Below are 23,788 nucleotides of genomic sequence, written 5' to 3' on the forward strand. Positions count from 1 at the left end.
CAACCATGGTTTCTCCGCTGATCCTTCTGCGCTCCACAGTTTTCAATATCTTTTTTCTCCTCTGGTGCCTGATCTACTTCCTCGCCATCCTGCCCCTCGTTCTCGCGTCATGGAAAACCATGATGAAGGCAGGAAGCCTCTGGGCCCGCGGAACCTTTTTCCTGCTCCGGATCATTTGCGGAATCAAACTCGAGGTCAGGGGACGCGAGAACCTGCCCAAAGACGGCAAAAGCTATCTGGTGGCCAGCAAGCATGAATCAGCCGCAGAAACCATCAATCTGCTCATGATTCTGGAAACCCCCTGTTTCGTCCTGAAAAAGGAGCTGCTGAAGCTTCCGCTTTTTGGCTGGTTCCTCCAGTGTGGCAAGGTTATCGCCATTGACCGTTCAGCCGGGGCAAAGGCCCTGAAAATGATGGTTGAGGACGCAAAGGACAGAATGCAGACCGGGCGCCCGATCATTATCTTTCCCGAAGGCACGCGGACAGCTGTCGGGCAACGCCAGGACTTTCAGCCCGGTGTCGCAGCCCTGGCGACCGGCACAGGCCTGACCACAATCCCGACCGCATTGAATTCCGGGCTTTTCTGGGGAAAGAATGCCTTTGTAAAGCGTCCCGGAACAATGGTGGTCGAGTTCCTCCCGGCGCTGCCTGACGGCCTGAGACGCAAGGAGTACATGCCCTTGCTGGAAGAGACCATCAACACAGCCTCTGACCGCCTGACAGAAGAGGCTCTGAAAGCGGATCCGGGCCTGATCAGGGTCGTTGAGGAATCCCGTGCGAGAGGTGCATCCGGCTCCTCCGGCGAGGCTCAGTAAACATCATCCGCATCACGCACGGATCTGGTCACATCGCTTCTCGGATCAAGACGCGAGATCACAGGTGAGGACGGCGGAACAGGGATGTACTCGTTCCTCTCCTCCCGCGGCAGGGATGTACGGCGGGACATCCGGTAGAGCGCAATCGCGATAAAGGTGACAGCCAGAATGACCGTGTGCAGGAAAAGTCCGCCCGGTCCGACAAAATGCATCAGCTTGGTCGCAGTGATCGGACCAAGGGTCATTCCGACCCCGTAGGCCAGCATGAGCGTCGCACAAAGCGGCACCATTTCGTTTTCCTTACAGTAGTCTCCGGCATGGGAGAGCGCGATCGGATAAACAGACATGGTGACCCCGCCCATGACAAAGATCAGACCGATCTGGGCCCAAAGTCCCAGCATGGTTTCCATCAGGATAAAGAGCAGACTGATCGCAGCAACACAGCTCACGGCAAAGACAAGCACAGTCCGCCGATCTCCCCGATCCGAGGCGATGCCCATCGGAATCTGGAACAGAACCGCTCCAAACTGGAAACCGGCCACCAGCAAAACAGCCTGCTCCGTGGAAAACCCGATCGAAGCGCCATAAAGCGACAGCAGGTTTGCGAGCGGGCTGTTCATGATGCCCACAAAAAGACAGGCAATGAAGGCAAGGGGGGAACGATCAAACACCTGCCGGATCGACATCCTGTCCTGTCTTGCATTGTCCGGATTGGTGCTCTGGGCTTTCGGATTGCCGCCCTTGCGCATGGCAACGGGCAAGAGGGACATGGAAATCAGCGCGCTGACCAGCATGAAATGCCAGTTGCCAAAGATCGTTGCCAGTGTCAGAGCCAGTGGACCAAGACCCTGGGCCACCTTGTAACAGAGGGTATAGACCGCAAGGACGCGTCCGCGCCGACTCGAATCAGCCTCGACCGTGATCCAGCTGTCCGAAACCGTCAGCATCCCCGCAAAGCAGATGCCGGACATCAGACGCGCAATACTCCAGAGACCAATCGAGGTGTCAATGGCAAGTGCCAGGGTCAGCACCGACAGCACCGTTGCAAAACAGGCAAAGGCACGGATATGACCGACCTTGGCAATCAGTCTGGGCGCATAGAGGCATCCCAGTAAAAAACCGCCGGCAAAAGCGGCGGTCATGTACCCGATTTCTGCCGAGGAAAATCCGGCTTCGGCCATCCGCAGGGGCAGAAGCGCCGACATGAGGCTCATACCGGCCTGCAGCAGCACAACCCCTGAAATAATGGCAGCCAGGGACGCATAGGGCGAAGAGTGTGGTTGCGAGATCGAAGTGGTCGTCATTGTCCAGATAACCCGTGCCGTTTCCTGAAGCTTAAAACCATAAGGAGTGAAAAAGGAATGAAGAAAATGGCTTCAGAACGCATTTTTCTCTCTTTCCTGTTTCAAAACAGCAAAATCCCCGTCACGAAACAGACAATTAGGAGTCACATTCAAAACGCCTTTGCCCTATAGTTCCGTTTCAATCGGTTGGCAAACCGGTCCACTGGATACAACAGGAATCAAGAGACCAGAATGTCTGAAGAGACAGCCCCGCCCAATCCACAGGCCCGCCGCGTGATTCTTGTCAGCGGTCTTTCCGGCGCTGGACGCTCAACAGCGTTGAAAGCGCTTGAGGATGTCGGCTTTGAAGCGATCGACAACCTGCCCCTGTCCCTGATCGACCGCGTCGTCGAGGGCATGGATGACGCCACACCTCTGGCACTTGGAATTGACGCCCGCTCCCGTCACTTCACGACCCAGAATCTGACCCAGCACGTTCTCGAGTTGAAAGCCCGCAAGGATTTGAACCTGTCCTTTTTGTTCATGACCTGCTCTGACCAGGTTCTGGAAAGACGCTTCAAGGAAACCAGACGCCAGCACCCCATGGCTGACGGGCGCCCCTTGCGGGACGGGATTGCAGCAGAGCGCCGTTTGCTGGTTCCGCTTCAGGAAAATGCCGACCTCGTCATTGATTCCTCTGCCCAGACACCCGCCGAATTCAAACTGACACTGGCCGCCCAGCTGGGACTGAATCAGCAAAACCATATGACAGTTCAGGTTCTGTCCTTCTCCTTCCGCTTCGGAATTCCGACAGAAGCCGATCTTGTCTTTGATGTCAGGTTTCTCAGAAACCCGCATTATGACCCGGACCTTCGCCCCCTGACCGGACAGGACAAGGCCGTTTCCGACCATGTTAAAAGCGATCCGGAATTCGGCGGTTTTTCGGACAGACTGCTGGCTCTGGTTTCTCCCCTTCTGCCCCGCTACGAAGCCGAGGGCAAAAAACATCTGACCATTGCAGTCGGCTGTACCGGAGGACGACACCGCTCCGTAACAGTTGCCAACTGGCTGCACGCCAGACTGAAGGAACAGCACGACGCCATTGTGCTCTCCCACAGGGATATCCACCGGGACAAGGAACGCTATCAGGCCTGAAGCCCGACCCCCAAATCAGGCCGCTTGTAAGCACCTGCCTGACACGGTAGCTTCTTCCCCACGATGACAACGATTTATGCCCGGCGACACGGGCAAGAGGAAAGACAGAAACATGATTGGAATGGTCCTCGTCACACATGGCAACCTCGCCCTGGAAATGATCGCAGCACTTGAACATGTTGTCGGACCCCAGGACGCTGTTGCCTCGATCTGTATCGAGCCGGATGACGACATGGAACAAAGACGGGCGGATATCATAGAATCCGTTCAGAATGTCGATCATTCCAAAGGCGTTATCATCCTGACCGACATGTTTGGCGGCACGCCCTCGAACCTCGCCATTTCGATCATGGACAAGGCAAACGTCGAAGTGATTGCCGGAGTGAACCTGCCGATGCTGATCAAACTGGCAGCCATTCGTGAAAGCCGGGACATGAAAGCTGCCGTTCTGGAAGCTCAGGAAGCCGGGCGCAAATACATCCATGTCGCTTCAGAACTTCTGAATGACAACGGCTGAGGCAACACGTTTTCACAATGACCCAGGATCATCTTCAGACCACAGTCCCTGAAGCGGATTTCAGCAGTGAAGCCGTTATCCGGAACAAACGCGGCCTTCACGCCCGTGCTTCGGCTCGTTTCGTCAAGCTTGCCGGAAACTTCTCGGCACAGATCACCGTATGCCGCAAGGACACCTGTGTTCCGGGCGTTTCCATTATGGGGTTGATGATGCTGGCAGCCTCTCCGGGCACCACACTCAGGATTTCGGCAAGCGGAGCGGATGCCAGGGAAGCTGTTGAAGCCCTTTGCCAGCTCGTTGATGACAAGTTCGACGAGGAATAGAGCAGTGTCATGACAGACAGGAAAACGGACATGGAAAGGCCCGAGGAAAACTACGCTTCCATCCTGCAAAGACAGGAAGACGAGAAGCTGTTTCAGGGTCTTGGCGTTTCCCCGGGGATCGTGATCGGCCCCGTATATGTCAGTGCTGCCAGCGAGATCAGCGTTCCCGACTACTCCCTCGCCACGCGCGATCTGGACCGGGAACTCAACCGTCTGGACTGCGCCATCGAGGAAGCACAGGAGCAGGTCCTGAAGCTCAAGCGAAAGGGCGAGGACAACCACGGCGAATCGGCTGAAGAGCTGTCCCTGCTGCTGGATGCCCACCTCCAGATGCTGGCCAGCAAGAGCATGATCGGGGGGATTCGCGCCCGTATCCAGACGGGGCGAAAGAATGCAGAAGCTGCGGTCATGGCCGAAGCCAAACAGATTATGGCCCGCTTTGCCAAAATGGATGATCCCTACCTGCAGGGCAAGGCGCAGGAAGTCAGGGAAGTGGCCCTCCGCCTGATCCGCAACCTGATCAAGGCGACCAGTGACAGCTACACCGGTTTGAAAAAGGGTTCCATTATCCTTGCCGAGGACATTACCCCGGCTGACACGGCCCAGATGGACCCCGGCACTGTGGGCGGCTTTGTTGCCGCTCTGGGCGGACCGGAAGGGCACACCGCGATCATGGCCCGCTCCCTTGGGCTTCCGGCCGTTCTGGGGATACCGGATCTGATATCCGTCGCAGAGACATCGCAGACCATTATTGTCGATGGTTCGCGCGGCCTTGTGATTCTCAACCCGACAGATGAACGGCTGAAGGACTACCGCAAGCGCGCCAAGGCAGAAGCCGATGAAAACCACGCCCTGGCAGGCTTGCGTTTTACCAGGGCTCTCACGCTTGACGAGATCGAACTGAATCTCCACGCCAATATCGAACTGCCCCGCGAGACAGAAATCGCCCTGCATCAGGGTGCAGAGGGGATTGGCCTTCTGCGGACCGAGTTCATGTTCATGAACCGCGAGCAGCTCCCCGATGAAGAAGAGCAGTATCAGACACTCTCGACCATTCTCGAGGCAATGGACGGTCGTCCCGTCACCATCCGGACACTGGATGCAGGCGGGGAAAAACTGGTTCAGGCTCTGGACGGGCTGGACCCCAAGGCCATAAACCCTGCCCTCGGCCTTCGCGCTGTCAGACTGAGCCTGAAACACAGCGATCTTTTCAAGCAGCAACTGGCTGCCATACTGCGCGCTTCACTGCGCGGTCCCCTACGCATTCTCCTGCCACTGGTGACAACAGCCGGGGAGATTCGCCAGACGCGACGCCTCCTGAAGGAGGTTGCAGATGAACTCAGGGCAAAGGGATACAAAATTCCGGAACAGCTCCCGCCTGTCGGTGCGATGATCGAGGTTCCTGCTGCAGCTCTGGCCGCCGACGGCCTTGCCCGTGTTGCGGATTTCTTCGCGATCGGGACCAATGATCTGACCATGTACACTCTGGCAATCGACCGCGCGGATGATCAGGTCGCCTATCTGTACAATCCCCTTCATCCGGCGGTTCTGCGCCTGATTGAGATGACAGTTCGTTCTGCCAACTTTGCAGGGATTCCCGTCTCCGTCTGCGGAGAGGTTGCCGGAGACATCCGGTATCTTCCACTGCTTGTCGGTCTTGGCATTCGCGATCTGTCCATGAGCGCGCATTCCCTGCCGCGGGTCAAGAAACGTGCCCTGGCCCTTTCCGTCGAGGAAGCCAAACGCCGGACAGAAAAGATCATGGCCCAGAATGATCCCATCCGGATTGCCACACTTCTGGAAGACTTCAACGACAACATTCAGGCCGGTTAATGCGACCAATCAAAGACTTTTCAAAAGAAGACCGTCAGAAAGTCCGCTATCTGCTCAGCGACATAGATGACACCATCACCAGTGAGGGGCGCCTCACGGCAGAGGCTTACCAGGCACTGGAGGACCTCAAGGCTGCAGGTTTTGTTGTGGTTCCGATTACAGGCCGGCCAGCAGGCTGGTGCGATCACTTCTGCAGAATGTGGCCGGTGGATGCCATCGTTGGTGAAAACGGCGCCTTCTATTTCCGGTATGATCATGAAAACCGGAAGATGGTTCAGCGCTACTGGAAAGACGAAGAGACCAGAAAGGCAGACCGCCTCAAACTGGATCAGCTCCGGGACAGAATTCTGGACGAAGTTCCCGGCTGTGCCCTGGCCTCCGACCAGAACTACCGGGATGCGGATCTCGCCATTGATTTTTGCGAGGATGTTCCCCCGCTCCCCAGAGAGGATATCAGCAGGATCGTCTCCCTGTTTGAAGAGGCCGGTGCTGTTGCAAAGGTCAGTTCAATCCACGTCAACGGCTGGTTCGGAAACTATGATAAACTGTCCATGACCCGCCTTCTTTTCCGGGAGGTCTTTGGCGAGGAGCTGGAGACTGTCAGGGAAGAGGTGGCCTTCAGCGGCGATTCTCCGAATGACGCCCCCATGTTCGGCTTTTTCCCGCATTCTGTCGGCGTGGCAAATGTCCGGGATTTCGAGGACCAGCTTGCCGCAAAACCGGGCTGGATCACAGAGGGGCACAGCGGAACCGGATTCGTGGAAATGGCGCGACTGCTGATCAAAGCCCGCAAGCCTGACTGATCTTTTCTGTTGATGTTTGCACCGGACAAGCATAAGCAAAAATGATCATCTCCTGAAAAGGACAGCTGCAATGTCACATCTCGATCTTGATCTTCGTGCACTCGACATCTTCGTTGCCGTGGTTGAATCAGGCGGAATGACAGCTGCAGCCCAGCGCAAGGGCGTCACACAGTCTGCTGTCTCGCAGGCTGTTTCGGGCCTCGAAAAACGGATGAATGTCAGTCTGATGGACCGGGGTGTCCGCCCTCCGGCCCTGACACCGGCCGGCAAGATGCTGTTTGATCGTGCCCGCAATCTGCTGGACACCGCCAGAGAGACCTCCTTTCTGGTCAGGGCACAACAGCAACAGTCCCTGCCCCGCCTGAACGTCGGCATGGTTGATTCCTACGGAACCACGGTCGGCCCCTATCTGGTCCAGTCCCTGACAGATGAAGCACTGGAATGGTCGATCTGGTCCGGTCTGACAAAGCTCCATTTCAAAAGGCTCTTTACCCGGGAAGTCGACATTGTCATCACAGAGGGCCAGGTCGATACAGAAGAACAGATTCTCAGTCACCGCTTGCTGCAGGAGCCCTTTGTTCTTGCTGTTCCGGCCGGTTATGACAAACCCATAGAGACTCTCCATGACCTCATGGAGGACTATCCCCTGATCCGTCACAGTTCACGCTCCCTGACAGGCCTCAATATCGAATCCCACCTGCGCAGACTGGGTATCCGGGCCTCCAGACGTTTCGAGTTTGACACCGGGGACACAACACTTGCCATGGTTTCTGTCGGCATTGGCTGGGCCATCACAACCCCCCTGTGCCTCCTGCAGGCAAAAGGCAGGCTGGACAGCATCCGCGTTGCCCCGCTGCCCGGGCCTTCCTTTACACGCAGCCTGATGCTGGTCACCCGCCGGCACGAGCTTGAAAGCCTGCAACGCAAGATCGTTCAGGAATCGAACTCCATCCTGAAAGAGCACTACCTGCCAGAAATTGAAAGCTTTGCCCCCTGGGCTCTGAAGCACTTCAAAATCGGGCAGGAAGGTGATCCTGCATACTATTAATAAAACTAATGTTGTCTATTAGGAAGCAAGGCGACATCATGTCATTCGACGAAGAGTGGTCTCTTCCATGCAGAGAATGGTGTGGTGTTTCAGATGCCCGCTGTTTTCTGGTTTGATATTCAGTTCTGAAAAGCCCGTTCAGGTGAAACTTGTTTGCAGAATCGTGCTGTTTCGACTGACCTCATTTGATCCTGCCTCAGGATCATACCGTTCATGTCTGGATCCTTAAGGACTTGGACTTTAGGGATCAACTTTCAGCAGAATACCCCGCAAGGGTATTCTGCTTTTTTTATTGCTGAACATTCCGTGCTGTCACAGCGCTCAGGAAGAGCGCACCCTGCGCACGCCTTCAATGTAGCCCATTGTGTAGTCAACAGCAGTCCAGGCCGTCACAACCGTGGCAATGGTCAGAAGCCAGAAGGAAACCTCCGGGACGGACCAGTACTGGCTGAAGAAATCCTCCAGTCCGAACATGCCGACAGTCCAGACCTGTGCCGTTGCCTGGACAATCGCCTTGATCTTGCCACTGGACCGCGCGGCCATCGTGATACCCTCCTGCTGTGCAAAAACACGAAGATAGGCAACAATAATGTCACGGCTGATAATGATCGCGGCAAACCAGACCGGCAGCCAGCCCACAGCCATAAGCCCCAGGAAAACCATGGCCCGGTAAAGGCTGTCGCTCATGGGATCAATGATCATCCCGAAACGACTGACGAGATTGTAGCGACGTGCCAGAAACCCGTCCGCTGCATCGGAAAACTCGGCCAGCAGCATAATGCCGGTCGCAACGATCAGCAGATCCTTGTCGTTTTGCAGGAGCAGATAGATCACAACAAAACCGATAACACTGCGGAAAAGACTGAGGATATTTGGCAGGGACATCACATTTCTTTCCCAATGGCTGCAGGACTCTGCAGATGATCGAAACAGGGTTTCCTCACCTTCGCGTGCAACTGGCAACAGCAACTGGGCACAAAAAGGTGACAGAGACAGGAAATGCTTTATAACAATGCTTATATCCCTGAACAAGGCTCCGAACGACGAAGAAAAACACACCCGAGACAACAACCATTAACCGGTCCTTGTCTTTCATGGGGTTAGTGTTTCTTTCAAGGCCCTGCCCGGAGATACCGACTTGAATGAATGATACGGACGCATGAAAAGCTGGTTCAGACATAAGCTCCACGCCCGCAACAAGAAAAACTGGATTTCAGGCTTTCTGAGACTCCTGTACTACCGTTTGATCATCCCGATTCTGCGCTCCATTGATCAACCCCATCTGGTCGCGCGTGGCGTCATGATGGGCCTGATTCTCGGATCAACTCCGACTGTTGGTGTGCAGCTTTTCATGATTCTGGGGGTGTGGTGGGTTTCAAACTACATTCTCAAGTGGAAGTTCAGTCTGATTCTTGCCATGGCCTGGTCCTGGCACTCCAATCCCTTCACCATGATTCCACTGTACTATCTGTTCTACATGACAGGGTCCGTGCTGCTGTTCGACTTTGACCACAGCCAGAGCTTTGATCATTTCGAACACGCCCTGGGCGGTCTGCAAAATCCTGACCAGTCCTTCTGGGAATCCCTCTATCACGGTATTCTGCTGCTCTGGGAAAAAGTCGGCGTTTCCATCTTTATCGGCTGCATCCCCTACATGATTATTCTCGGCACTCTGGGTTACTGGATTGCCCTGAGAGTCGCGACGAAATGGATGCATCGCAAACAGCACAAGATGCAGGAAAAAAGCAAAACCCGTACGGCGCAAAACAATGAAAAGCTTGGGCAACATCAATGACCTCTCCCGGCAACACGGACACTCCACGCCGCAAAAGAAAACCGGATCAGAAAAAGTCCGGACAAAGGAAATCAGGTCCGCGCGGGCAAATGTCTCCCCGCGCCCTGGCTCTGGCCGCACTGGGCAACGTTCTCCAGAAAAAACAACAGCTCGACGAAGCTCTCAAGCCCTTCTCCTCACAGCTTGAAAAGCTCGAAAGCCGTGATCGCGCCTTTGTCAGGCTGCTGACCACCACAACCCTGCGACACCTCGGCCTTATTGACCGCGTCATCAAGGCCTGTCTGGATCATCCGATCTCTGACAAACAGATCGAAGTCAAAAACATCCTGCGGCTCGCCACTGCACAGCTGCTCTATCTCGACACGCCGCCCCACGCAGCCGTCAGCACGGCTCTTGATCTGGCCACACACCCTAGGAACAAGCCCTTCAAGGGGCTGATCAACGCGCTTCTTCGCAGGATCGCTGAGGAAGGAAAGGCCCTGCGGGAACAGGAAGACCCTGAAATCTGCAGCGTCCCTCCCTGGTTCTGGAACCGTCTGTCCTCCAATTATGGCGAGGACAGAGCCCGGGCCATCATTCAGTCACAGCTGCAGGAGCCTCCCCTGGACCTGTCGGTCAAGTCGAACCCGGCTGCCTGGGCTGAAAAGCTCGGCGGACAGCTTTTGCCAAACGGCTCTGTGCGTCTCCCGGCCGGATCCGGAGATCCCTCGCTTCTGGAGGGTTATACAGAGGGCGAATGGTGGATTCAGGACGCCGCAGCGAGCCTTCCTGCAAAGATGCTGGGCAGGACGGAGAATCTGAAAGTGGCCGACCTCTGCGCAGCTCCCGGCGGTAAAACAGCAGAGCTTGCCAGTTCCGGAGCAGAGGTCCTCGCGCTCGACATCTCGGCGAAAAGGCTGGAGCGCCTCGAAGAAAACATGGAGCGTCTCGGCTATCACAATGTGACAGTTCAGGCGGCAGACATCAGGGACTGGGCTGAAAGCAGCAATGAGCTTTACGACGCCATACTGCTGGATGCTCCCTGCTCCGCGACCGGCACCCTGCGGCGCCATCCGGAACTGATCCGTATCCGCAAGGCCAACGCCATTGAGTCCCTGTCCTCCGTTCAGACGACACTGCTGGAAGCCGCCTGGAAACGCCTGAAACCTGGCGGAACCCTTGTTTTTTCAACCTGCTCGCTTGAACCCGAGGAAGGACAGGATCAGGTTGATCTCTTCCTTGCAGCCCACAGCGGGGATGCTGCGCGCAATCCCCTCTCACCGGAAGAGCTTGCCGCGCTGACACAAAGCCCGTCTGAAGAGGAAGCCTTTGTGCCACTGGTCACAGCTGATGGAGACCTGCGTTGTCTGCCCTGTCACTGGCGCGATCTTGGCGGCATGGACGGTTTCTTTGCAAGCCGTCTGATCAAGAAGAAGCCCGCAGCAAACTGAGACTCTCACAAAGAACAATCACGAATTCATACAAAGAATTGATAATTTGTCTGGACAGAGACAGACAGAGAACAGAAACTCCTGCGTATTAAAAAATAACAATACTCCTCAATACGACGGTTGCAATGTTGGACATTCAGGCAGACTCGCTTCTGCAGGGGAAAGAACCCTCTCGCCCGAAAATTTTCGTGATCAATCTCCCCTCCTCGACAGAACGACGGGAGAGAATCTCCGCTCAGCTTGACAGACTGGGGCTCGAATACGAGATCACCGAAGCCGTCAACGGCCACAAGCTGACAGACGAGGACTGGGCGCTCTATCGCAGAGACAAACGCCAGAAGATGTTTGGCAAGGATCTGACCATCGGTGAAATCGGCTGTTATCTCAGCCACTATCGCCTCTGGGAACGCATCGTGCGCGAAGATCTGGCAAAGGGAGCCATCATTCTGGAAGATGATGTTGTCATCAGCGATGACCTGCCGCAGGTTCTGGACAGCCTCTCAAAGACGGACCTGAAGTGGGAAGTCCTTCGCCTTTGTGGCATTCGCAAGCGAAAGTACAAAACGCTGGAACAGCTCGACAACCACTACAGACTCGTTCGTCTCAACCATGTGGCCTGCGGTGCTGCAGGTTACTGGATCAATAAGAAGGGAGCCTCACGGCTTCTTCCGATCTGCCGGGAAATCATCTGGCCTGTCGACATCATTCTGGACCGCTACTGGAAAACCGGTTTGCGTATTCTCGCCATCCAGCCCTATGTAATTGACCAGTGCCAAAACGACGTCCCTTCCGACATCGACCAGTGCGGAGAACAGCGAAAAGCGCTGAAAGGGAAGAAAAACCTCTCTCTGTATTTCAGAAAACGCCTGCGCCGTCTGAATGACACTGTTCACAGAACCTGCCATAACTTTATTGACAGTCTGGGATAGGAAAGGCCGCCAATGGCGGCCTTTCCCCTTTCCGTCCCGATAGTCTCAGACAGCCTTGATGTCCCTGGAAAAGGTTCCGACAAGCTCGCGCATCATCGTGGCCCGATCTGAAACCTCCTTCGCAACCTGACTGACAGAGCGCGCCGCACCGTCTGTTTGCCCCGAAGCAGCACTGACAGCGTGAATGTTCGTTGTCACCTCGGCCGTCCCGGCAGAAGCCTCCTGAACAGAACGGGAAATCTCGGAGGTCGCCGCACCCTGCTGATCAATGGACACAGCAACGGAAGCCGAAATCTCGCTCATCCGGTGAACCGTATCACCCACACCCTCAATAGCTCCGACAGCGCCTTTGGTCACCTGCTGGATTTCCTGCACCTGCCCCGAAATGTCCTCGGTCGCCTTGGCCGTCTGATTGGCGAGATTCTTGACTTCGCTTGCCACAACCGCAAAGCCCTTGCCGGCTTCACCTGCACGTGCGGCCTCGATTGTCGCGTTGAGAGCCAGCAGATTGGTTTGCTCGGCAATCTCGGAAATCAGCTGGACAACCTCTCCAATCCGGTTCGAAGCCTCTTCCAGCTGGCGGATGGTTTTGACATTTGCCGTCACCTCGCTGACAGCCTCATCGGCAATGCTGTTTGATTCCTTGACCTGACGGTTGATCTCATCAATCGAGGAACTGAGTTCTTCCGCAGCCGAAGCCACGGTCTGCACATTTGCAGAGGCTTCCTCAGCCGCCGCTGCAACAGCATTGGATCTCAGGTTTGCATCCTCGGCACTTTTCAGAAGCTCATCGGATGTCGTTGTCATCTGGGTCGCCGAACTGGCGACATCCTGCAGGATTTGCTCACTTGCCTCTTCGAAGTTCTGAATCAGGCTCTCAATCTTTCTGGTTCTCTCCTCGCGGAACTGAACCATTTCAGCTTCCTTTTCTGCCATCTCGTCCTGTTTGATGGCATTTTCCTTGAAGACAGAAAGTGCGCGGGCAATGTCGCCGATTTCATCACCGCGATCCTCTCCGGAGATATCAAAACCGCGATCACCATCAGCCAGTGCCAGCATCTCGCCGGTCGAGCGCGACAGAGGCGAAACAATACCACGTGCAAAGTACCAGCCCATTCCCACAACAAAGAGCAGAACAACACCGCCAACCACAAAAATCATCATGCCGATTTCATGCACGGCATGCAGGGCTTCATCCACCCCGATATCCAGCATAATGGCCCATCTCTCACCCTCGAAATCAACAGGCTTGTAAAAGGTAAAGAACTCTCCACGCCCTTCCAGAACCTCGCGGCCCACACCGCTTTGCCCATCCAGGGCCGCTTCAACGAAACCGCTTTTCTGTTCTGTCGCAAGGATGGATGTCTCCCCCTCGGCAACAAAACGGGAGTCCGTGCGCATCATTCTGTCGGAACCAACGAGAACAGAATCCCCGACAGCGCCCAGCCCCGTTGCATCGTTCACAATAAGGTTGAGACGATCGACAGGAATCTGAATGATAAAGGAACCGGCAAAGCGGCCACTGACAAAGACCGGTGCCGCAAGGAAACTCGCCGGAGCATCCGCACTCGGTCCATAGGGTTTGAAATCATCGAAGACCATGGTTCCCTTGGCAGGATTGGCAGCAACCGTCCTGGCAACCGTTGCAAGACCACTGTCTGACCATTCCCCAGTGACCAGATTGGTGGCGTAATCCAGCTCCTTGAAAACCGAATAGACAACGTTGCCCTGGGGATCGATCAGGAAGATGTCATAATACTGGGTCTGTTCCAGCATAGTCCTGAAAAACGGATGATAGATCCCGTGAACAGAGTTGTAACTGTCCACTCCCGAAGCCGCATCCAGAAGATGCTTTTGCCCGGTCGGGTTCGGATTGTCGGTTATATAGGCTTTCTGAAGGTGTTCCAGGGCATTTCCCCTGGCATTTTCCACCGCATCAAAGCTGTCGGAAAAGGCCACCAGCGCTTCCGCGACATGGGCACTCACAGAAGAGCTTGAAACCTGGAAGGAAATATTATCCAGCTCGCGTCTCACATTGCCGTATCGCGTCTCTCCAAGGGCTTCCAGGCGCTCAATGGCAAGTTCTTCCAGAGCCTTCCCCATCGTAAAATTGATAAGTAAGCCAACGGATACAATGCTGATAATGGAAACTAATACAAAGAGAATCGGCAATTTTTTACTGAGTCTCATATCCTTAAAAGCCATAGCGGTCTCCCAAAAACACACTTTCGCATTCTTGAATTCTTTTTCGACGCCTGCTTTTTTATCTTTTTATATATGATTATTGAGAAAACTTAATTTTATATGAATAAAAAACACCAAATGGTTTATTCAAAATCACACTCAACTCCCTAAGGTTGATATAGTCCAATCAAAAACGCACGTGCTTATAATTTCCACAGTCAGATACCGGAAAGCACCGTCCCCTATCAGCCATGGACGCCTGAACAAATAGTGCTTATAAAGTCTCCAAATCCAAAGATCGGTAAGGAACCTGTCATGCCAAAACCTGTCCGCATTGCGCCATCCATTCTGGCTGCAGATTTTTCTTCTCTCGGAGAGGAGGTCCGCAGACTGGATCAAGCCGGATGTGACATGATTCACGTCGACATCATGGACGGCCATTTTGTGCCCAACATTTCCTTTGGCCCGGCCATCACCAAGTCCATCAGGCACTGCACAGACAAACCCTTTGATGTCCACCTTATGATTGCGCCGGTTGATCCCTACATTGATGACTTCGTCGATGCCGGTGCAGACATCATCACCGTGCATCAGGAGGCAGGCCCCCATCTCCACCGGACCATTCAACGCATCAAGGCCCATGGAATCAAGGCCGGAGTGTCCCTCAACCCGGCGACACCGGTTGAAACCCTTGACGCTGTTCTGGAAGAACTGGATCTCGTACTCGTCATGTCTGTCAATCCGGGCTTTGGCGGTCAAAGCTTTATCGAAAGCAGCCTGCGCAAAATCGAAAGCCTGCGAAAGCGCATTGACCAGCTGGGCCTTGATATTGATCTGGAAGTGGATGGCGGGATCAATTTCGAGACAGCGCCCAAAGCCATTGAGGCCGGAGCAGATCTTCTTGTTGCCGGTACAGCAACCTTCAAGGGCGGCCCCGATCATTACGCTGCCAACATCCAAAAACTGAAAGGTGCTGCATAAAAGCAGCCCTTCGCGATCTTTTCATCACAATCAATTGGGAGTAGAACATTTAACTGCTCCCAATTTTTTCTGTCAGGGTCACATCTTGCAGCATCTTCCCCTCCTCCCCAAAGGCAAAGCACTGATCGCTTTTGCACACGACATCATCATGCTGGCGGTGTCCTTTGCCCTTGCATTGAGCCTTCGACTGGGAATTGAAGATGCCGCAACGCTCTACTTTTCCGGCAAACTGGACGTCGCCCTTTCTCTCTTCACAGCGATGGGCATCCTGATTTTCTGGCTGGCCGGCCTCTACAGGGGAATCTGGCGTTATGCCTCCATGGCCGATCTTGCAACGATCCTGAAATCCGTTTCGCTGCTGCTCGTGCTCTATGTTCCGGCTCTCTTCCTCGTCAATCGTCTGGAAGACATTCCGCGCTCAACCGTTCTGATCAACTGGTTTGTGCTGATTTTCCTGCTTGGTGGCCCCAGACTGCTGTTCCGCCTGTACAAGGACGGCCTGCTCAAACGCAGCTTTTCCCTGTCTTCTGTCAGCAATCCCGGGCACCCCATTGTTCTGGTCGGCGCAACGGATCAAAGCGAGGCCTTCATCCGCGCGATGAGCCGGAACGCAAAGGCCCCCTACAACGTGCTGGCCCTTATCGATTTCAATCCGCGACGTGCCGGCAGAAAACTCCACGGTCTGACCGTCCAGCACATTGAACCCGAAGCCATTGGAACAGCCCTTTCAGATTACTTTCCGGCACCCCGGAAGCTCGTTCTTTCACGTCTGGAAGACCGCGAAACCATGCAACACCTGCGGGAGCAAACCAGCAAACTGGGAATCAAGCTGGAACGACTGCCCAAGGAATCAACGCTTGATTCAGGCAATGAAAGCAATCTGAAGGTTCAGCCAATCGCCATTGAAGACCTGCTGGGGCGTCAGCAGGTTCAGCTTGATCGTGCCGCCATCCGCGAGATGATCCAGGACAAAACCGTTCTGATTACAGGAGCGGGGGGATCAATCGGTTCCGAACTTGTGCGGCAAATTGCCAGCATGTTGCCCCGAAAACTCGTTCTGGTCGACAACGGCGAGTACAACCTCTACGCCATTGACATGGAGCTCCATCAGGCCCGAAACGAGGTTCCGAGGGAAAGCCTGCTCTGTGATGTCAGGGACAGGGCAAAGATTCAGGATATCTTTACCCGGCAAAGACCCGACGTTGTGTTTCATGCCGCAGCCTTCAAGCACGTCCCGATGGTAGAAGCCAACCCGCTGGAAGGCCTGAACACCAATGTTGTCGGCACAAGGAATGTTGCTGATGCCTGCCGGGACCACAAGGTCAAGGCAATGGTTCTGATCTCGACCGACAAGGCCATCAATCCACCCAACATCATGGGCGCCAGCAAGCGACTGGCAGAAATCTATTGTCAGTCCCGGGATATTGAAAGCCGCAACAACGAACAGGGAACCCGCTTTGTCACCGTGCGCTTCGGCAATGTGCTCGGCTCAACCGGTTCGGTTGTTCCCCTCTTCAAAAAGCAGCTTGAAGAGGGTGGCCCCCTGACAGTGACCCACCCCGACATCACCCGCTATTTCATGAGCATCAGGGAAGCTGTCGAGCTTGTCCTCCAGTCCGCCACCATGGGTCTTACCGACCTCACGGAGAGTCTGGGACGGATCTACGTCCTGAATATGGGGGAACCCGTCAGGATCGTTGATCTTGCCCGGGAGGTTATTCGTCTGGGCGGTTTTGTCCCCGACGAGGAAATCCAGATCGAATTTACCGGCCTTCGCCCCGGTGAAAAGCTTTACGAAGAGCTTTTCCACGACGAAGAACCCCTTGAGCCAACGCATCACGACAGCCTGCAGCTTGCGTCCCCCCGGGTTATCGACGCAAAGCTGGTTGCACAAAAGCTGGATCAGATCAAAAAGGCAATTGATCAGCAAAATACGGATGATGCAATTGCCATCCTGATGGAACTCGTTCCGGAATACTGCGGGCATCACAGGCAGGCTCTGCCGGACAGAGACCCTGCACAAAAGGAAGCCCAGAAAAAGCAGATCATTCACTAAAAAAGGCAGCCCAAAGGCTGCCTTTTCAATTCCTGCTACATCCTGAACTCTCTATTCAGGCGATGAACGGTCCAGGGAATAACCTGCAGAGCGGACTGTGCGGATCAGGTCCTTTTCCCCTTTCTCGTTCAGAACTTTCCTCAGACGACGGATATGGACATCAACAGTTCTCGGCTCGACATAAACATCGTGGCCCCAGACAGAGTCCAGCAACTGTTCACGGCTGAACACACGGCCGGGGTTCTGCATCAGATGGCGCAGAAGCTTGAACTCGGTCGGCCCCAGATGCACCTCGCGGCCGGAACGATAGACCTTGTAGGCAGACAGATCCATGTTGATGTCTTCAAAGGCAAGCATTTCGGTAAAGGTTTCCGGCTTGCTGCGGCGCAGCACGGCACGGATACGCGCCACCAGTTCTGCCGGAGAAAAGGGCTTGGTCACGTAGTCATCAGCACCGGAGTCCAGTCCGCGAACCTTGTCACTTTCCTCACCACGCGCCGTCAGCATAATGATGGGCGTGTCCTTTGTTTCCGGCAGGCGTCGCAGCTGGCGACAGACTTCTATGCCGGAGATCAGCGGAAGCATCCAGTCCAGAAGAATCAGATCGGGAGTCTCCTCCTTCGCCTTCAACAGGGCTTCCTCACCGTCGGCAGCTTCGTTTACACGAAAGCCTTCCTTTTCAAGATTGTAACGCAAAAGGGTTGTCAGTGCTGCTTCGTCTTCCACCACCAGGGCCAGGGGTTTCATCATCCATCTCTCTGCTAGAAAACATCAATTCTGTGGGAAACCGCACCTTGTACCAGACACAGTTTCCCAAAACACATAAGCCTTGTCACACTTTTGTTTCAGTTTCATGACTTCCTTGAAAACCGACAAAAGACACCTGGCCTGTCAACTCAGACTTCAAAAGCGGTCGTATCGCCCTTGGGTCGCTTTCCTTCGATCTGTTCCCCTGTTTCCAGATAATAGACCGTCTCGGCAATGTTGGTCGCGTGATCGCCAATGCGTTCGATGTTCTTCGCGATAAACATCATATGCGTACAGGCTGTGATGTTGCCGGGATCTTCCATCATGTAGGTCAGCAGCTCGCGGAACAGGGAGGTGTACATCTCGTCCACTTCCTCGTCGCGGTGCCAGATGTCGATCGCGCGGTTGATGTCCCTGTTTGAAAAGGCATCCATTGTGTCCTTGAAGATCGCCTGCACCAGGCGACCAAGGCGTGCAATCGGGGAAAAGGATGGTTTTCTGTCAACCTGGCCAATCGCAATCGAGCGCTTGGCAATGTTCTTGGCATAGTCGCCAATCCGCTCCAGATCAGATGCGATCTTCAGGGCGGAAATGGCCGAACGCAGGTCATCTGCCATGGGCTGTCTCAGGGCAATCAACCGGACAACTTCCTGCTCCAGCTCCCGCTCCAGATCGTCAATCTGCGCATCATTGGCCCGGACCTTCTGCGCCAGCTCGGCATCCATCCGGCACAAGGCATCAAGGGCTTCGGCAAACTGACTCTCCGTGAGCCCTGCCATGCGCATGATCAGGGTGTGGATATCATCAAGTTCCTTGTCGAAGGACGTTACAATGTGACCTGTGTTCATTCAGGTTAATCCTTTAGCTTGCAGGGCCACTCGCCCCTGCTGATCAAGTCATAATGACCGGAAAACTCTTGTTCTGACTAGCCAAATCGACCAGTGATATAACCCTGCGTGCGGCCATCGACAGGATTGGTAAAGACCTGGTCCGTGTCACCGACCTCAACCAGTTCACCCAGGTGGAAGAAGGCTGTCTTCTGCGAGACACGTGCGGCCTGTTGCATGGAGTGCGTCACAATCGCGATCGTGTAGCGCTCGCGCAGTTCGTCAATCAGTTCCTCAATCTTTGCCGTCGCGATCGGATCAAGCGCTGAACAGGGCTCATCCATCAGAATCACTTCCGGATTGATCGCAATTGCGCGGGCAATACACAGACGCTGCTGCTGACCACCGGAAAGCCCGGTTCCCGGTGTATCCAGACGATCCTTCACCTCGTTCCAGATGGAAGCACGGCGCAGGGACTTTTCAACAATCTCGTCCAGCTCCGCCTTGTTCTCGGCAATGCCGTGAAGTTTCGGGCCATAGGCGACGTTTTCATAGATGGACTTCGGGAAAGGGTTCGGCTTCTGGAAAACCATCCCGACACGCGCACGCAGCAGAACCGGATCCAGATCCGTGTTGTAGATATCCTCGCCATCAAACAGGATCTCGCCTTCGACGCGACAGCTTTCAATAACGTCGTTCATGCGGTTCAGACAGCGCAGGAAAGTGGACTTTCCACAGCCCGAAGGGCCGATCAGCGCAGTCACCTCGCGTTCAGGAATGTCCAGGTTGATTTTGTTCAGGGCCTGCTTTTCACCGTAATAGACATCGACATTGCGCGCTGTAATGGCGTTGCGCTTGGCTTCAGTCCCTTCCAGTGCAGCGTTGATGGTTGCAGCTGTAGTGCTATCGAGTGTTTGTGACATCGTTGAACTGTCCATTTTAAGTGTCTCCTTGATCTTTACTGCGAATACCGGATTTTTACCAGCGACGCTCGAACCGCTTCCGCAGAAGGACGGCCAGAGCATTCATTGCAAAGAGGAAAAGCAGAATGATGATAATAGCAGCAGAGGTTTTCTCGACAAAGGCGCGTTCCGGCGCATCGGCCCAGAGGAAAATCTGAACAGGAAGAACTGTTGCAGCATCGGTAAAGGATCCCGGGATATCCGCGATAAAGGCAACCATGCCAATCATCAGAAGCGGAGCCGTTTCACCCAGAGCCTGCGCCATACCCAGAATGGTTCCTGTCAGGATACCCGGCATCGCCAGAGGCAGAACATGGTGGAACACCACCTGGACGCGGGAGGCCCCCATACCCAGTGCGGCTTCGCGGATTGACGGCGGAACCGCCTTCAGCGCCGCACGCGCCGCAATGATGATGGTCGGAAGCGTCATCAGAGCCAGAACCATACCACCGACAAAGGGGGCAGAGCGCGGCAATCCGAACACGCCGAGGAAAACAGCCAGACCCAGCAGACCAAAGACGATGGAGGGAACGGCAGCAAGGTTGTTGATGTTCACCTCGATAACGTCCGTCCAGCGGTTCTTTGGGGCAAACTCTTCCAGATAGATCGCCGTCAGAACGCCAATCGGGAAAGAGAGGGTCAGGGTCACCAGCAGGGTCAGGAAGGATCCGACCAGAGCACCGCGGATCCCGGCATCTTCAGGTTCGCGGGAGTCGGCATTGACGAAGAAATCCGTGTTGAAATGGGTTTCAATGCGGCCTTCGGCCTCCAGCGTGTCCAGCCAGGCCAGTTCCTGATCCTTGACGCGGCGATCATCTTCGGGAAGGGTCCGGTCAATGTAGCCCTTGAAGTAGCTGTCCACATCATCGGAAACCTTCATCGCGATCCGGACTGTTGTTCCGATTTCACCCGGATTGTCCAGAACATACTCCTTGACGTTTCTGTCAGAGCCGGCACCGGCAATACCGAAAAGCTTGCGCAGCTCACGACGCCCCTCAACTTCCGGGAAAGCGTCCTGAAGGGCAGAGCGGACCAGAGCACGGTACTTCGAGGAGGAAACCGCCTCCAGCTTGGCCACGTCCCGCTGACCATCCGGGTCAATCCGGCTTTCTTCCAGCGTCACATCCAGAACCATATAAGTCTGGTAGAAGGCACTGTATCCCTTGGAAACAATGGAGGTGCCCAGCGTCAGGAGAATCAGGCCGGCCAGGGCAATGGCCATCAGCCCGTAGAGACGGAAACGCTTCTCGGCAGCTCTGCGCTGAACAAGGCGTTTTTGAATGACAGAGAGTTGATTGCTCATCAGTTAAATCCTTGCTCCGGCGCCTTAATCGTATTGTTCGCGATATTTGCGCACAACGCGCAGGGCAATAATGTTCAGGGTCAGGGTGACGAAGAAGAGCACGAGACCCAGTGCAAAGGCAGCCAGCGTCTTCGCACTGTCGAACTCCTGGTCACCGACAAGCAGCGTAACAATCTGCACCGTCACGGTTGTCACCGCTTCCAGAGGGTTCGCCGTCAGGTTCGCCGCCAGGCCGGCCGCCATCACAACGATCATTGTCTCGCCGATTGCGCGGGACATCGCCAGCAGGATCGCACCGACAATCCCCGGCAGGGCCGCCGGAAGGATCACAAGACGGATTGTCTCGGATTTGGTTGCGCCCATGCCATAGGACCCGTCACGCAGGGACTGCGGCACAGAGTTCATCACATCATCGGACAGGGAGGACACGAACGGGATGATCATGATGCCCATCACGACACCAGCTGCCAGCGCAGATTCAGAGGACACATCCAGCCCCAGCATCGTCCCGTTCTCACGGAAGAAGGGCGCAACAGTCAAGGCTGCAAAGAAGCCGTAAACAACCGTCGGGATCCCCGCGAGAACCTCAAGCATCGGCTTTGCCAGACCACGGAACCGCTTGCCGGCATATTCCGACATGTAGATTGCAGCAAAGAGACCGACCGGAACCGCAACCAGCATCGCAATAAAGGTGATCAGCAGGGTTCCTGCAAAGAGCGGAATGGCACCGAAACTACCGGAAGCCCCGACCTGATCCGCCCGCAAGGCTGTCTGCGGGCTCCAGTGTGTTCCGAACAGGAACTCCCAGAAAGGCACCTTGTTGAAAAACAGAAGGCTCTCGAAAAAGAGCGAGAGCACAATACCGATTGTCGTCAGAATGGCGATGGTCGAGCTGAGGATCATGATAACATTGATCACACTCTCGACCTTTGTGCGGGCGCGCATTTCAGGTTTGATCTTCTTGAGAGCAAACGCCAGCGCGGCAACCGCAACAGACACGGCAACAACAGCCATTGCATAGAAGCTGTTGTTGCGGAAAGAAACAAGATCGTTGGAAATCTGAACCAGAACCGGATCGATTTCACCGCTCAGAATACCCCCCGAAGACAGGGCCATGACATCCGTCAGACGCAGCTTCAACTCATCGGCAGTCAAATCGGGTTTCAGGGCCTGAAGCTGGGCTTCAACAATCCAGGCCGAAATCTCCGCCTCACCCAGCATCCAGACGGCCATCAGAATGATCGCCGGCAGACCACACCAGAGCGCAGCATAAAGACCGTAGTACGGAAAACGAGAATGCAGGGCGTTGTTTTCCTGACCGGACAGGGAAACTGCTTTGTTCCGTCCCAGGCTGAAAGCCAGAACGGACATGAAAATCAGAAGCAGAAAGAGGGTGATCTGTTCCATTTTGTGACCTATTGGAAGTCATGACGTGAAAGCCGGAATGGCTTTCGGGGAGTTGGGACCCGGGCCGGAACTGAAAGCTGTTCAGCTCTGCGACAGGGCCTTGAAAGAGCAAATCTCCGAAACGAAAGAACTGACGGCCTCGAAAAATCAAGAACCGCCAGTCCCTTTTCATTGACAGAAAATCTGCACTCTTGAAGCAATCAGAGTTTCAGCTCTGACAGGTTGCGAGCCGCAGAGCCAACGCTATCGCGATCCCCTGATGGCAGAGGAATCAGGCCCTTGTCAGTCAGGTAACCAACATCACCCCAGGCATCTTCATCCGTAAAGGCATTTACGAATTCCTGAATACCGGGCACTGAACCGACATGTTCTTTCTTCACATAGAAGAACAGGGAACGGGATACACCGTATTCGCCATCGGCAATGTTCTCGAATGTTGGCTCGGCACCATCAACGATGGAACCCTGAACCTTGTCGGAGTTCTGGTCGAGGAAAGAGAAACCGAAGATACCCAGAGCAGCAGGGTTTGCTTCCAGCTTCTGAACGATCAGGTTGTCGTTCTCACCTGCTTCAACATAGGCACCGTCTTCACGAACAGCGTGGGCAACAGCCTTGAACGCTTTCTTGTCTTCCTTGCGCAGAGCAGCCAGGGAGTCGAATTTCTTCGCACCACCTTCAAGAGCCAGCTCAACGAAAGCATCACGTGTACCGGAGGTTGGAGGAGGACCCAGAACCTCGATCTTCAGATCCGGCAGGGATGAGTCGATGTCGGACCATTTCTTGTAGGGGTTGTCAACCAGCTTGCCGTCAACAGGAACCTGCTTGGCCAGCGCCTGGAAGATCTGCTTTTTGGTCAGGTTGAAACGCTCACCGGATTTCGCATTTGCCAGAACAATACCATCAAAGCCAACCTTGACTTCGGTGATGGTGACGCCGTTCTTGGAACACTTTTCAAACTCGGAAGACTTGATACGGCGGGATGCGTTCGTGATGTCCGGGTGCTCAACGCCAACACCGGCACAGAACAGCTTCATGCCGCCACCAGAACCTGTGGATTCAACAACAGGCGTCTTGAAGTCTGTGTCTTTACCGAACTGCTCTGCTACCGCGGTGGAGAACGGGAAAACAGTGGAAGAACCAACGATACGAATCTGGTCACGTGCTTGCGCAGCGCCTGCGGCCGCTACAACGGCACCGGCGAATACTGTCGCAGTAAGAATCTTTTTGATCACGATCAATAATCCTTGTGAAAGGTTGTGTCTTTGTCTGTGCCTCTGACACCCCAATCCGAAGAAAGTTTGCTTTCTTTCAGATTTATACGCCGGGGCATCACATCAATTATCAGAAGCCGCCCGGTATAGCTCCCCAACCGAGCAACTGGGGCAGACAC

Annotated in this window: 21 protein-coding genes; 12 read left to right on the top strand and 9 right to left on the bottom strand. The window is 54.7% G+C overall.

Annotated features, from left to right (window positions below; all coding sequences use genetic code 11):
• Nucleotides 1-5: 5 nt before the first annotated feature.
• On the top strand, nt 6-815 hold the full coding sequence (locus AAAH10_RS04595) for a lysophospholipid acyltransferase family protein (RefSeq protein ID WP_343560987.1): 810 nt from the start codon (nt 6-8) through the stop codon (nt 813-815).
• Here the strand turns inward: AAAH10_RS04595 and AAAH10_RS04600 are convergent.
• The gene (locus tag AAAH10_RS04600; protein WP_343560989.1) at nt 809-2,119 is read right to left on the bottom strand and encodes an MFS transporter; all 1,311 of its coding nucleotides are present in this window, start codon (nt 2,117-2,119) and stop codon (nt 809-811) included. The genes AAAH10_RS04595 and AAAH10_RS04600 overlap by 7 nt on opposite strands.
• A gap of 231 nt (nt 2,120-2,350) precedes the next feature.
• On the opposite strand from AAAH10_RS04600, the gene rapZ reads away from it, so the two are divergent.
• The 6 genes from rapZ to AAAH10_RS04630 all read left to right on the top strand — a co-directional run bounded on the left by rapZ (nt 2,351) and on the right by AAAH10_RS04630 (nt 7,777).
• A complete protein-coding gene (rapZ, locus tag AAAH10_RS04605; RefSeq protein WP_343560991.1) occupies nt 2,351-3,253 on the top strand; it encodes an RNase adapter RapZ in 903 nt (300 codons plus the stop codon).
• Between the two features lie 112 nt (nt 3,254-3,365).
• Nucleotides 3,366-3,770 (top strand): PTS sugar transporter subunit IIA, encoded by a 405-nt coding sequence (locus tag AAAH10_RS04610; protein ID WP_343560993.1) that lies wholly within the window; start codon nt 3,366-3,368, stop codon nt 3,768-3,770.
• 17 nt (nt 3,771-3,787) lie between these two features.
• Complete coding sequence (locus AAAH10_RS04615) at nt 3,788-4,093, top strand: HPr family phosphocarrier protein (protein ID WP_343560995.1); 306 nt, start codon at nt 3,788-3,790, stop codon at nt 4,091-4,093.
• Nucleotides 4,094-4,102: 9 nt separating this feature from the next.
• On the top strand, nt 4,103-5,926 hold the full coding sequence (ptsP, locus tag AAAH10_RS04620; protein ID WP_343560997.1) for a phosphoenolpyruvate--protein phosphotransferase: 1,824 nt from the start codon (nt 4,103-4,105) through the stop codon (nt 5,924-5,926).
• Nucleotides 5,926-6,729: an HAD-IIB family hydrolase gene (locus tag AAAH10_RS04625; protein ID WP_343560999.1), complete on the top strand. Its 804-nt coding sequence runs from the start codon at nt 5,926-5,928 to the stop codon at nt 6,727-6,729. Before ptsP ends, AAAH10_RS04625 begins: the two co-directional genes overlap by 1 nt.
• A gap of 70 nt (nt 6,730-6,799) precedes the next feature.
• Nucleotides 6,800-7,777 carry a LysR family transcriptional regulator gene (locus tag AAAH10_RS04630; protein ID WP_343561001.1) on the top strand — a complete coding sequence of 326 codons (978 nt, stop codon included), beginning with the start codon at nt 6,800-6,802 and terminating at the stop codon, nt 7,775-7,777.
• Between the two features lie 321 nt (nt 7,778-8,098).
• On the opposite strand, the gene pgsA is transcribed toward AAAH10_RS04630, so the two are convergent.
• Nucleotides 8,099-8,662 (bottom strand): CDP-diacylglycerol--glycerol-3-phosphate 3-phosphatidyltransferase, encoded by a 564-nt coding sequence (gene pgsA / locus AAAH10_RS04635; RefSeq protein WP_343561003.1) that lies wholly within the window; start codon nt 8,660-8,662, stop codon nt 8,099-8,101.
• 274 nt (nt 8,663-8,936) lie between these two features.
• Between pgsA and AAAH10_RS04640 the strand changes: the two genes are divergently transcribed.
• From AAAH10_RS04640 to AAAH10_RS04650, 3 genes are all read left to right on the top strand, one after another.
• Nucleotides 8,937-9,572, top strand: a complete 636-nt coding sequence (locus tag AAAH10_RS04640) for a DUF2062 domain-containing protein (protein ID WP_343561005.1) — start codon at nt 8,937-8,939, stop codon at nt 9,570-9,572.
• An 89-nt stretch (nt 9,573-9,661) separates the two neighbouring features.
• Nucleotides 9,662-11,002 carry an RsmB/NOP family class I SAM-dependent RNA methyltransferase gene (locus tag AAAH10_RS04645; RefSeq protein ID WP_343561008.1) on the top strand — a complete coding sequence of 447 codons (1,341 nt, stop codon included), beginning with the start codon at nt 9,662-9,664 and terminating at the stop codon, nt 11,000-11,002.
• A 188-nt stretch (nt 11,003-11,190) separates the two neighbouring features.
• Nucleotides 11,191-11,931 (top strand): glycosyltransferase family 25 protein, encoded by a 741-nt coding sequence (locus AAAH10_RS04650; RefSeq protein WP_343561010.1) that lies wholly within the window; start codon nt 11,191-11,193, stop codon nt 11,929-11,931.
• A 45-nt stretch (nt 11,932-11,976) separates the two neighbouring features.
• Here the strand turns inward: AAAH10_RS04650 and AAAH10_RS04655 are convergent, their stop codons facing one another.
• Entirely contained in the window at nt 11,977-14,121 is a 2,145-nt protein-coding gene (locus tag AAAH10_RS04655; protein ID WP_343561012.1) for a methyl-accepting chemotaxis protein, read from the bottom strand.
• A 309-nt stretch (nt 14,122-14,430) separates the two neighbouring features.
• Between AAAH10_RS04655 and rpe the strand changes: the two genes are divergently transcribed.
• Both rpe and AAAH10_RS04665 read left to right on the top strand, forming a co-directional pair.
• Nucleotides 14,431-15,096 (top strand): ribulose-phosphate 3-epimerase, encoded by a 666-nt coding sequence (gene rpe / locus AAAH10_RS04660; RefSeq protein ID WP_343561014.1) that lies wholly within the window; start codon nt 14,431-14,433, stop codon nt 15,094-15,096.
• Between the two features lie 85 nt (nt 15,097-15,181).
• A complete protein-coding gene (locus AAAH10_RS04665) occupies nt 15,182-17,152 on the top strand; it encodes a polysaccharide biosynthesis protein (protein WP_343561016.1) in 1,971 nt (656 codons plus the stop codon).
• 51 nt (nt 17,153-17,203) lie between these two features.
• Here the strand turns inward: AAAH10_RS04665 and phoB are convergent, their stop codons facing one another.
• The 6 genes from phoB to AAAH10_RS04695 form a co-directional block, all read right to left on the bottom strand.
• Nucleotides 17,204-17,899: a phosphate regulon transcriptional regulator PhoB gene (gene phoB, locus AAAH10_RS04670; protein ID WP_343561018.1), complete on the bottom strand. Its 696-nt coding sequence runs from the start codon at nt 17,897-17,899 to the stop codon at nt 17,204-17,206.
• Between the two features lie 149 nt (nt 17,900-18,048).
• Nucleotides 18,049-18,747 carry a phosphate signaling complex protein PhoU gene (phoU, locus tag AAAH10_RS04675; protein ID WP_343561019.1) on the bottom strand — a complete coding sequence of 233 codons (699 nt, stop codon included), beginning with the start codon at nt 18,745-18,747 and terminating at the stop codon, nt 18,049-18,051.
• 77 nt (nt 18,748-18,824) lie between these two features.
• Nucleotides 18,825-19,664 carry a phosphate ABC transporter ATP-binding protein PstB gene (pstB, locus tag AAAH10_RS04680; RefSeq protein WP_343561020.1) on the bottom strand — a complete coding sequence of 280 codons (840 nt, stop codon included), beginning with the start codon at nt 19,662-19,664 and terminating at the stop codon, nt 18,825-18,827.
• 40 nt (nt 19,665-19,704) lie between these two features.
• On the bottom strand, nt 19,705-20,991 hold the full coding sequence (gene pstA, locus AAAH10_RS04685) for a phosphate ABC transporter permease PstA (protein WP_343561021.1): 1,287 nt from the start codon (nt 20,989-20,991) through the stop codon (nt 19,705-19,707).
• A gap of 24 nt (nt 20,992-21,015) precedes the next feature.
• Nucleotides 21,016-22,398 carry a phosphate ABC transporter permease subunit PstC gene (pstC, locus tag AAAH10_RS04690; RefSeq protein ID WP_343561022.1) on the bottom strand — a complete coding sequence of 461 codons (1,383 nt, stop codon included), beginning with the start codon at nt 22,396-22,398 and terminating at the stop codon, nt 21,016-21,018.
• 200 nt (nt 22,399-22,598) lie between these two features.
• Nucleotides 22,599-23,630, bottom strand: a complete 1,032-nt coding sequence (locus tag AAAH10_RS04695) for a PstS family phosphate ABC transporter substrate-binding protein (protein ID WP_343561024.1) — start codon at nt 23,628-23,630, stop codon at nt 22,599-22,601.
• Nucleotides 23,631-23,788: the final 158 nt, after the last annotated feature.

The organism is Carbonatibacter coralli, from assembly GCF_039592655.1.
GTDB classification, from domain to species: Bacteria; Pseudomonadota; Alphaproteobacteria; order Kiloniellales; family Kiloniellaceae; genus Carbonatibacter; species Carbonatibacter coralli.

What these genes read in the sequence shown, in the direction of transcription:
- pstB (WP_343561020.1), bottom strand. Translation starts at nt 19,664, where the DNA reads ATGGACAGTTCAACGATGTCACAAACACTCGATAGCACTACAGCTGCA.
- AAAH10_RS04610 (WP_343560993.1), top strand. Translation starts at nt 3,366, where the DNA reads ATGATTGGAATGGTCCTCGTCACACATGGCAACCTCGCCCTGGAAATG.
- AAAH10_RS04630 (WP_343561001.1), top strand. Translation starts at nt 6,800, where the DNA reads ATGTCACATCTCGATCTTGATCTTCGTGCACTCGACATCTTCGTTGCC.
- AAAH10_RS04655 (WP_343561012.1), bottom strand. Translation starts at nt 14,121, where the DNA reads ATGAGACTCAGTAAAAAATTGCCGATTCTCTTTGTATTAGTTTCCATT.
- pstA (WP_343561021.1), bottom strand. Translation starts at nt 20,991, where the DNA reads ATGAGCAATCAACTCTCTGTCATTCAAAAACGCCTTGTTCAGCGCAGA.
- AAAH10_RS04640 (WP_343561005.1), top strand. Translation starts at nt 8,937, where the DNA reads ATGAAAAGCTGGTTCAGACATAAGCTCCACGCCCGCAACAAGAAAAAC.
- AAAH10_RS04600 (WP_343560989.1), bottom strand. Translation starts at nt 2,119, where the DNA reads ATGACGACCACTTCGATCTCGCAACCACACTCTTCGCCCTATGCGTCC.
- phoB (WP_343561018.1), bottom strand. Translation starts at nt 17,899, where the DNA reads ATGAAACCCCTGGCCCTGGTGGTGGAAGACGAAGCAGCACTGACAACC.
- phoU (WP_343561019.1), bottom strand. Translation starts at nt 18,747, where the DNA reads ATGAACACAGGTCACATTGTAACGTCCTTCGACAAGGAACTTGATGAT.
- pstC (WP_343561022.1), bottom strand. Translation starts at nt 22,398, where the DNA reads ATGGAACAGATCACCCTCTTTCTGCTTCTGATTTTCATGTCCGTTCTG.
- rapZ (WP_343560991.1), top strand. Translation starts at nt 2,351, where the DNA reads ATGTCTGAAGAGACAGCCCCGCCCAATCCACAGGCCCGCCGCGTGATT.
- rpe (WP_343561014.1), top strand. Translation starts at nt 14,431, where the DNA reads ATGCCAAAACCTGTCCGCATTGCGCCATCCATTCTGGCTGCAGATTTT.
- ptsP (WP_343560997.1), top strand. Translation starts at nt 4,103, where the DNA reads ATGACAGACAGGAAAACGGACATGGAAAGGCCCGAGGAAAACTACGCT.
- AAAH10_RS04595 (WP_343560987.1), top strand. Translation starts at nt 6, where the DNA reads ATGGTTTCTCCGCTGATCCTTCTGCGCTCCACAGTTTTCAATATCTTT.
- AAAH10_RS04615 (WP_343560995.1), top strand. Translation starts at nt 3,788, where the DNA reads ATGACCCAGGATCATCTTCAGACCACAGTCCCTGAAGCGGATTTCAGC.
- pgsA (WP_343561003.1), bottom strand. Translation starts at nt 8,662, where the DNA reads ATGTCCCTGCCAAATATCCTCAGTCTTTTCCGCAGTGTTATCGGTTTT.
- AAAH10_RS04625 (WP_343560999.1), top strand. Translation starts at nt 5,926, where the DNA reads ATGCGACCAATCAAAGACTTTTCAAAAGAAGACCGTCAGAAAGTCCGC.
- AAAH10_RS04645 (WP_343561008.1), top strand. Translation starts at nt 9,662, where the DNA reads ATGTCTCCCCGCGCCCTGGCTCTGGCCGCACTGGGCAACGTTCTCCAG.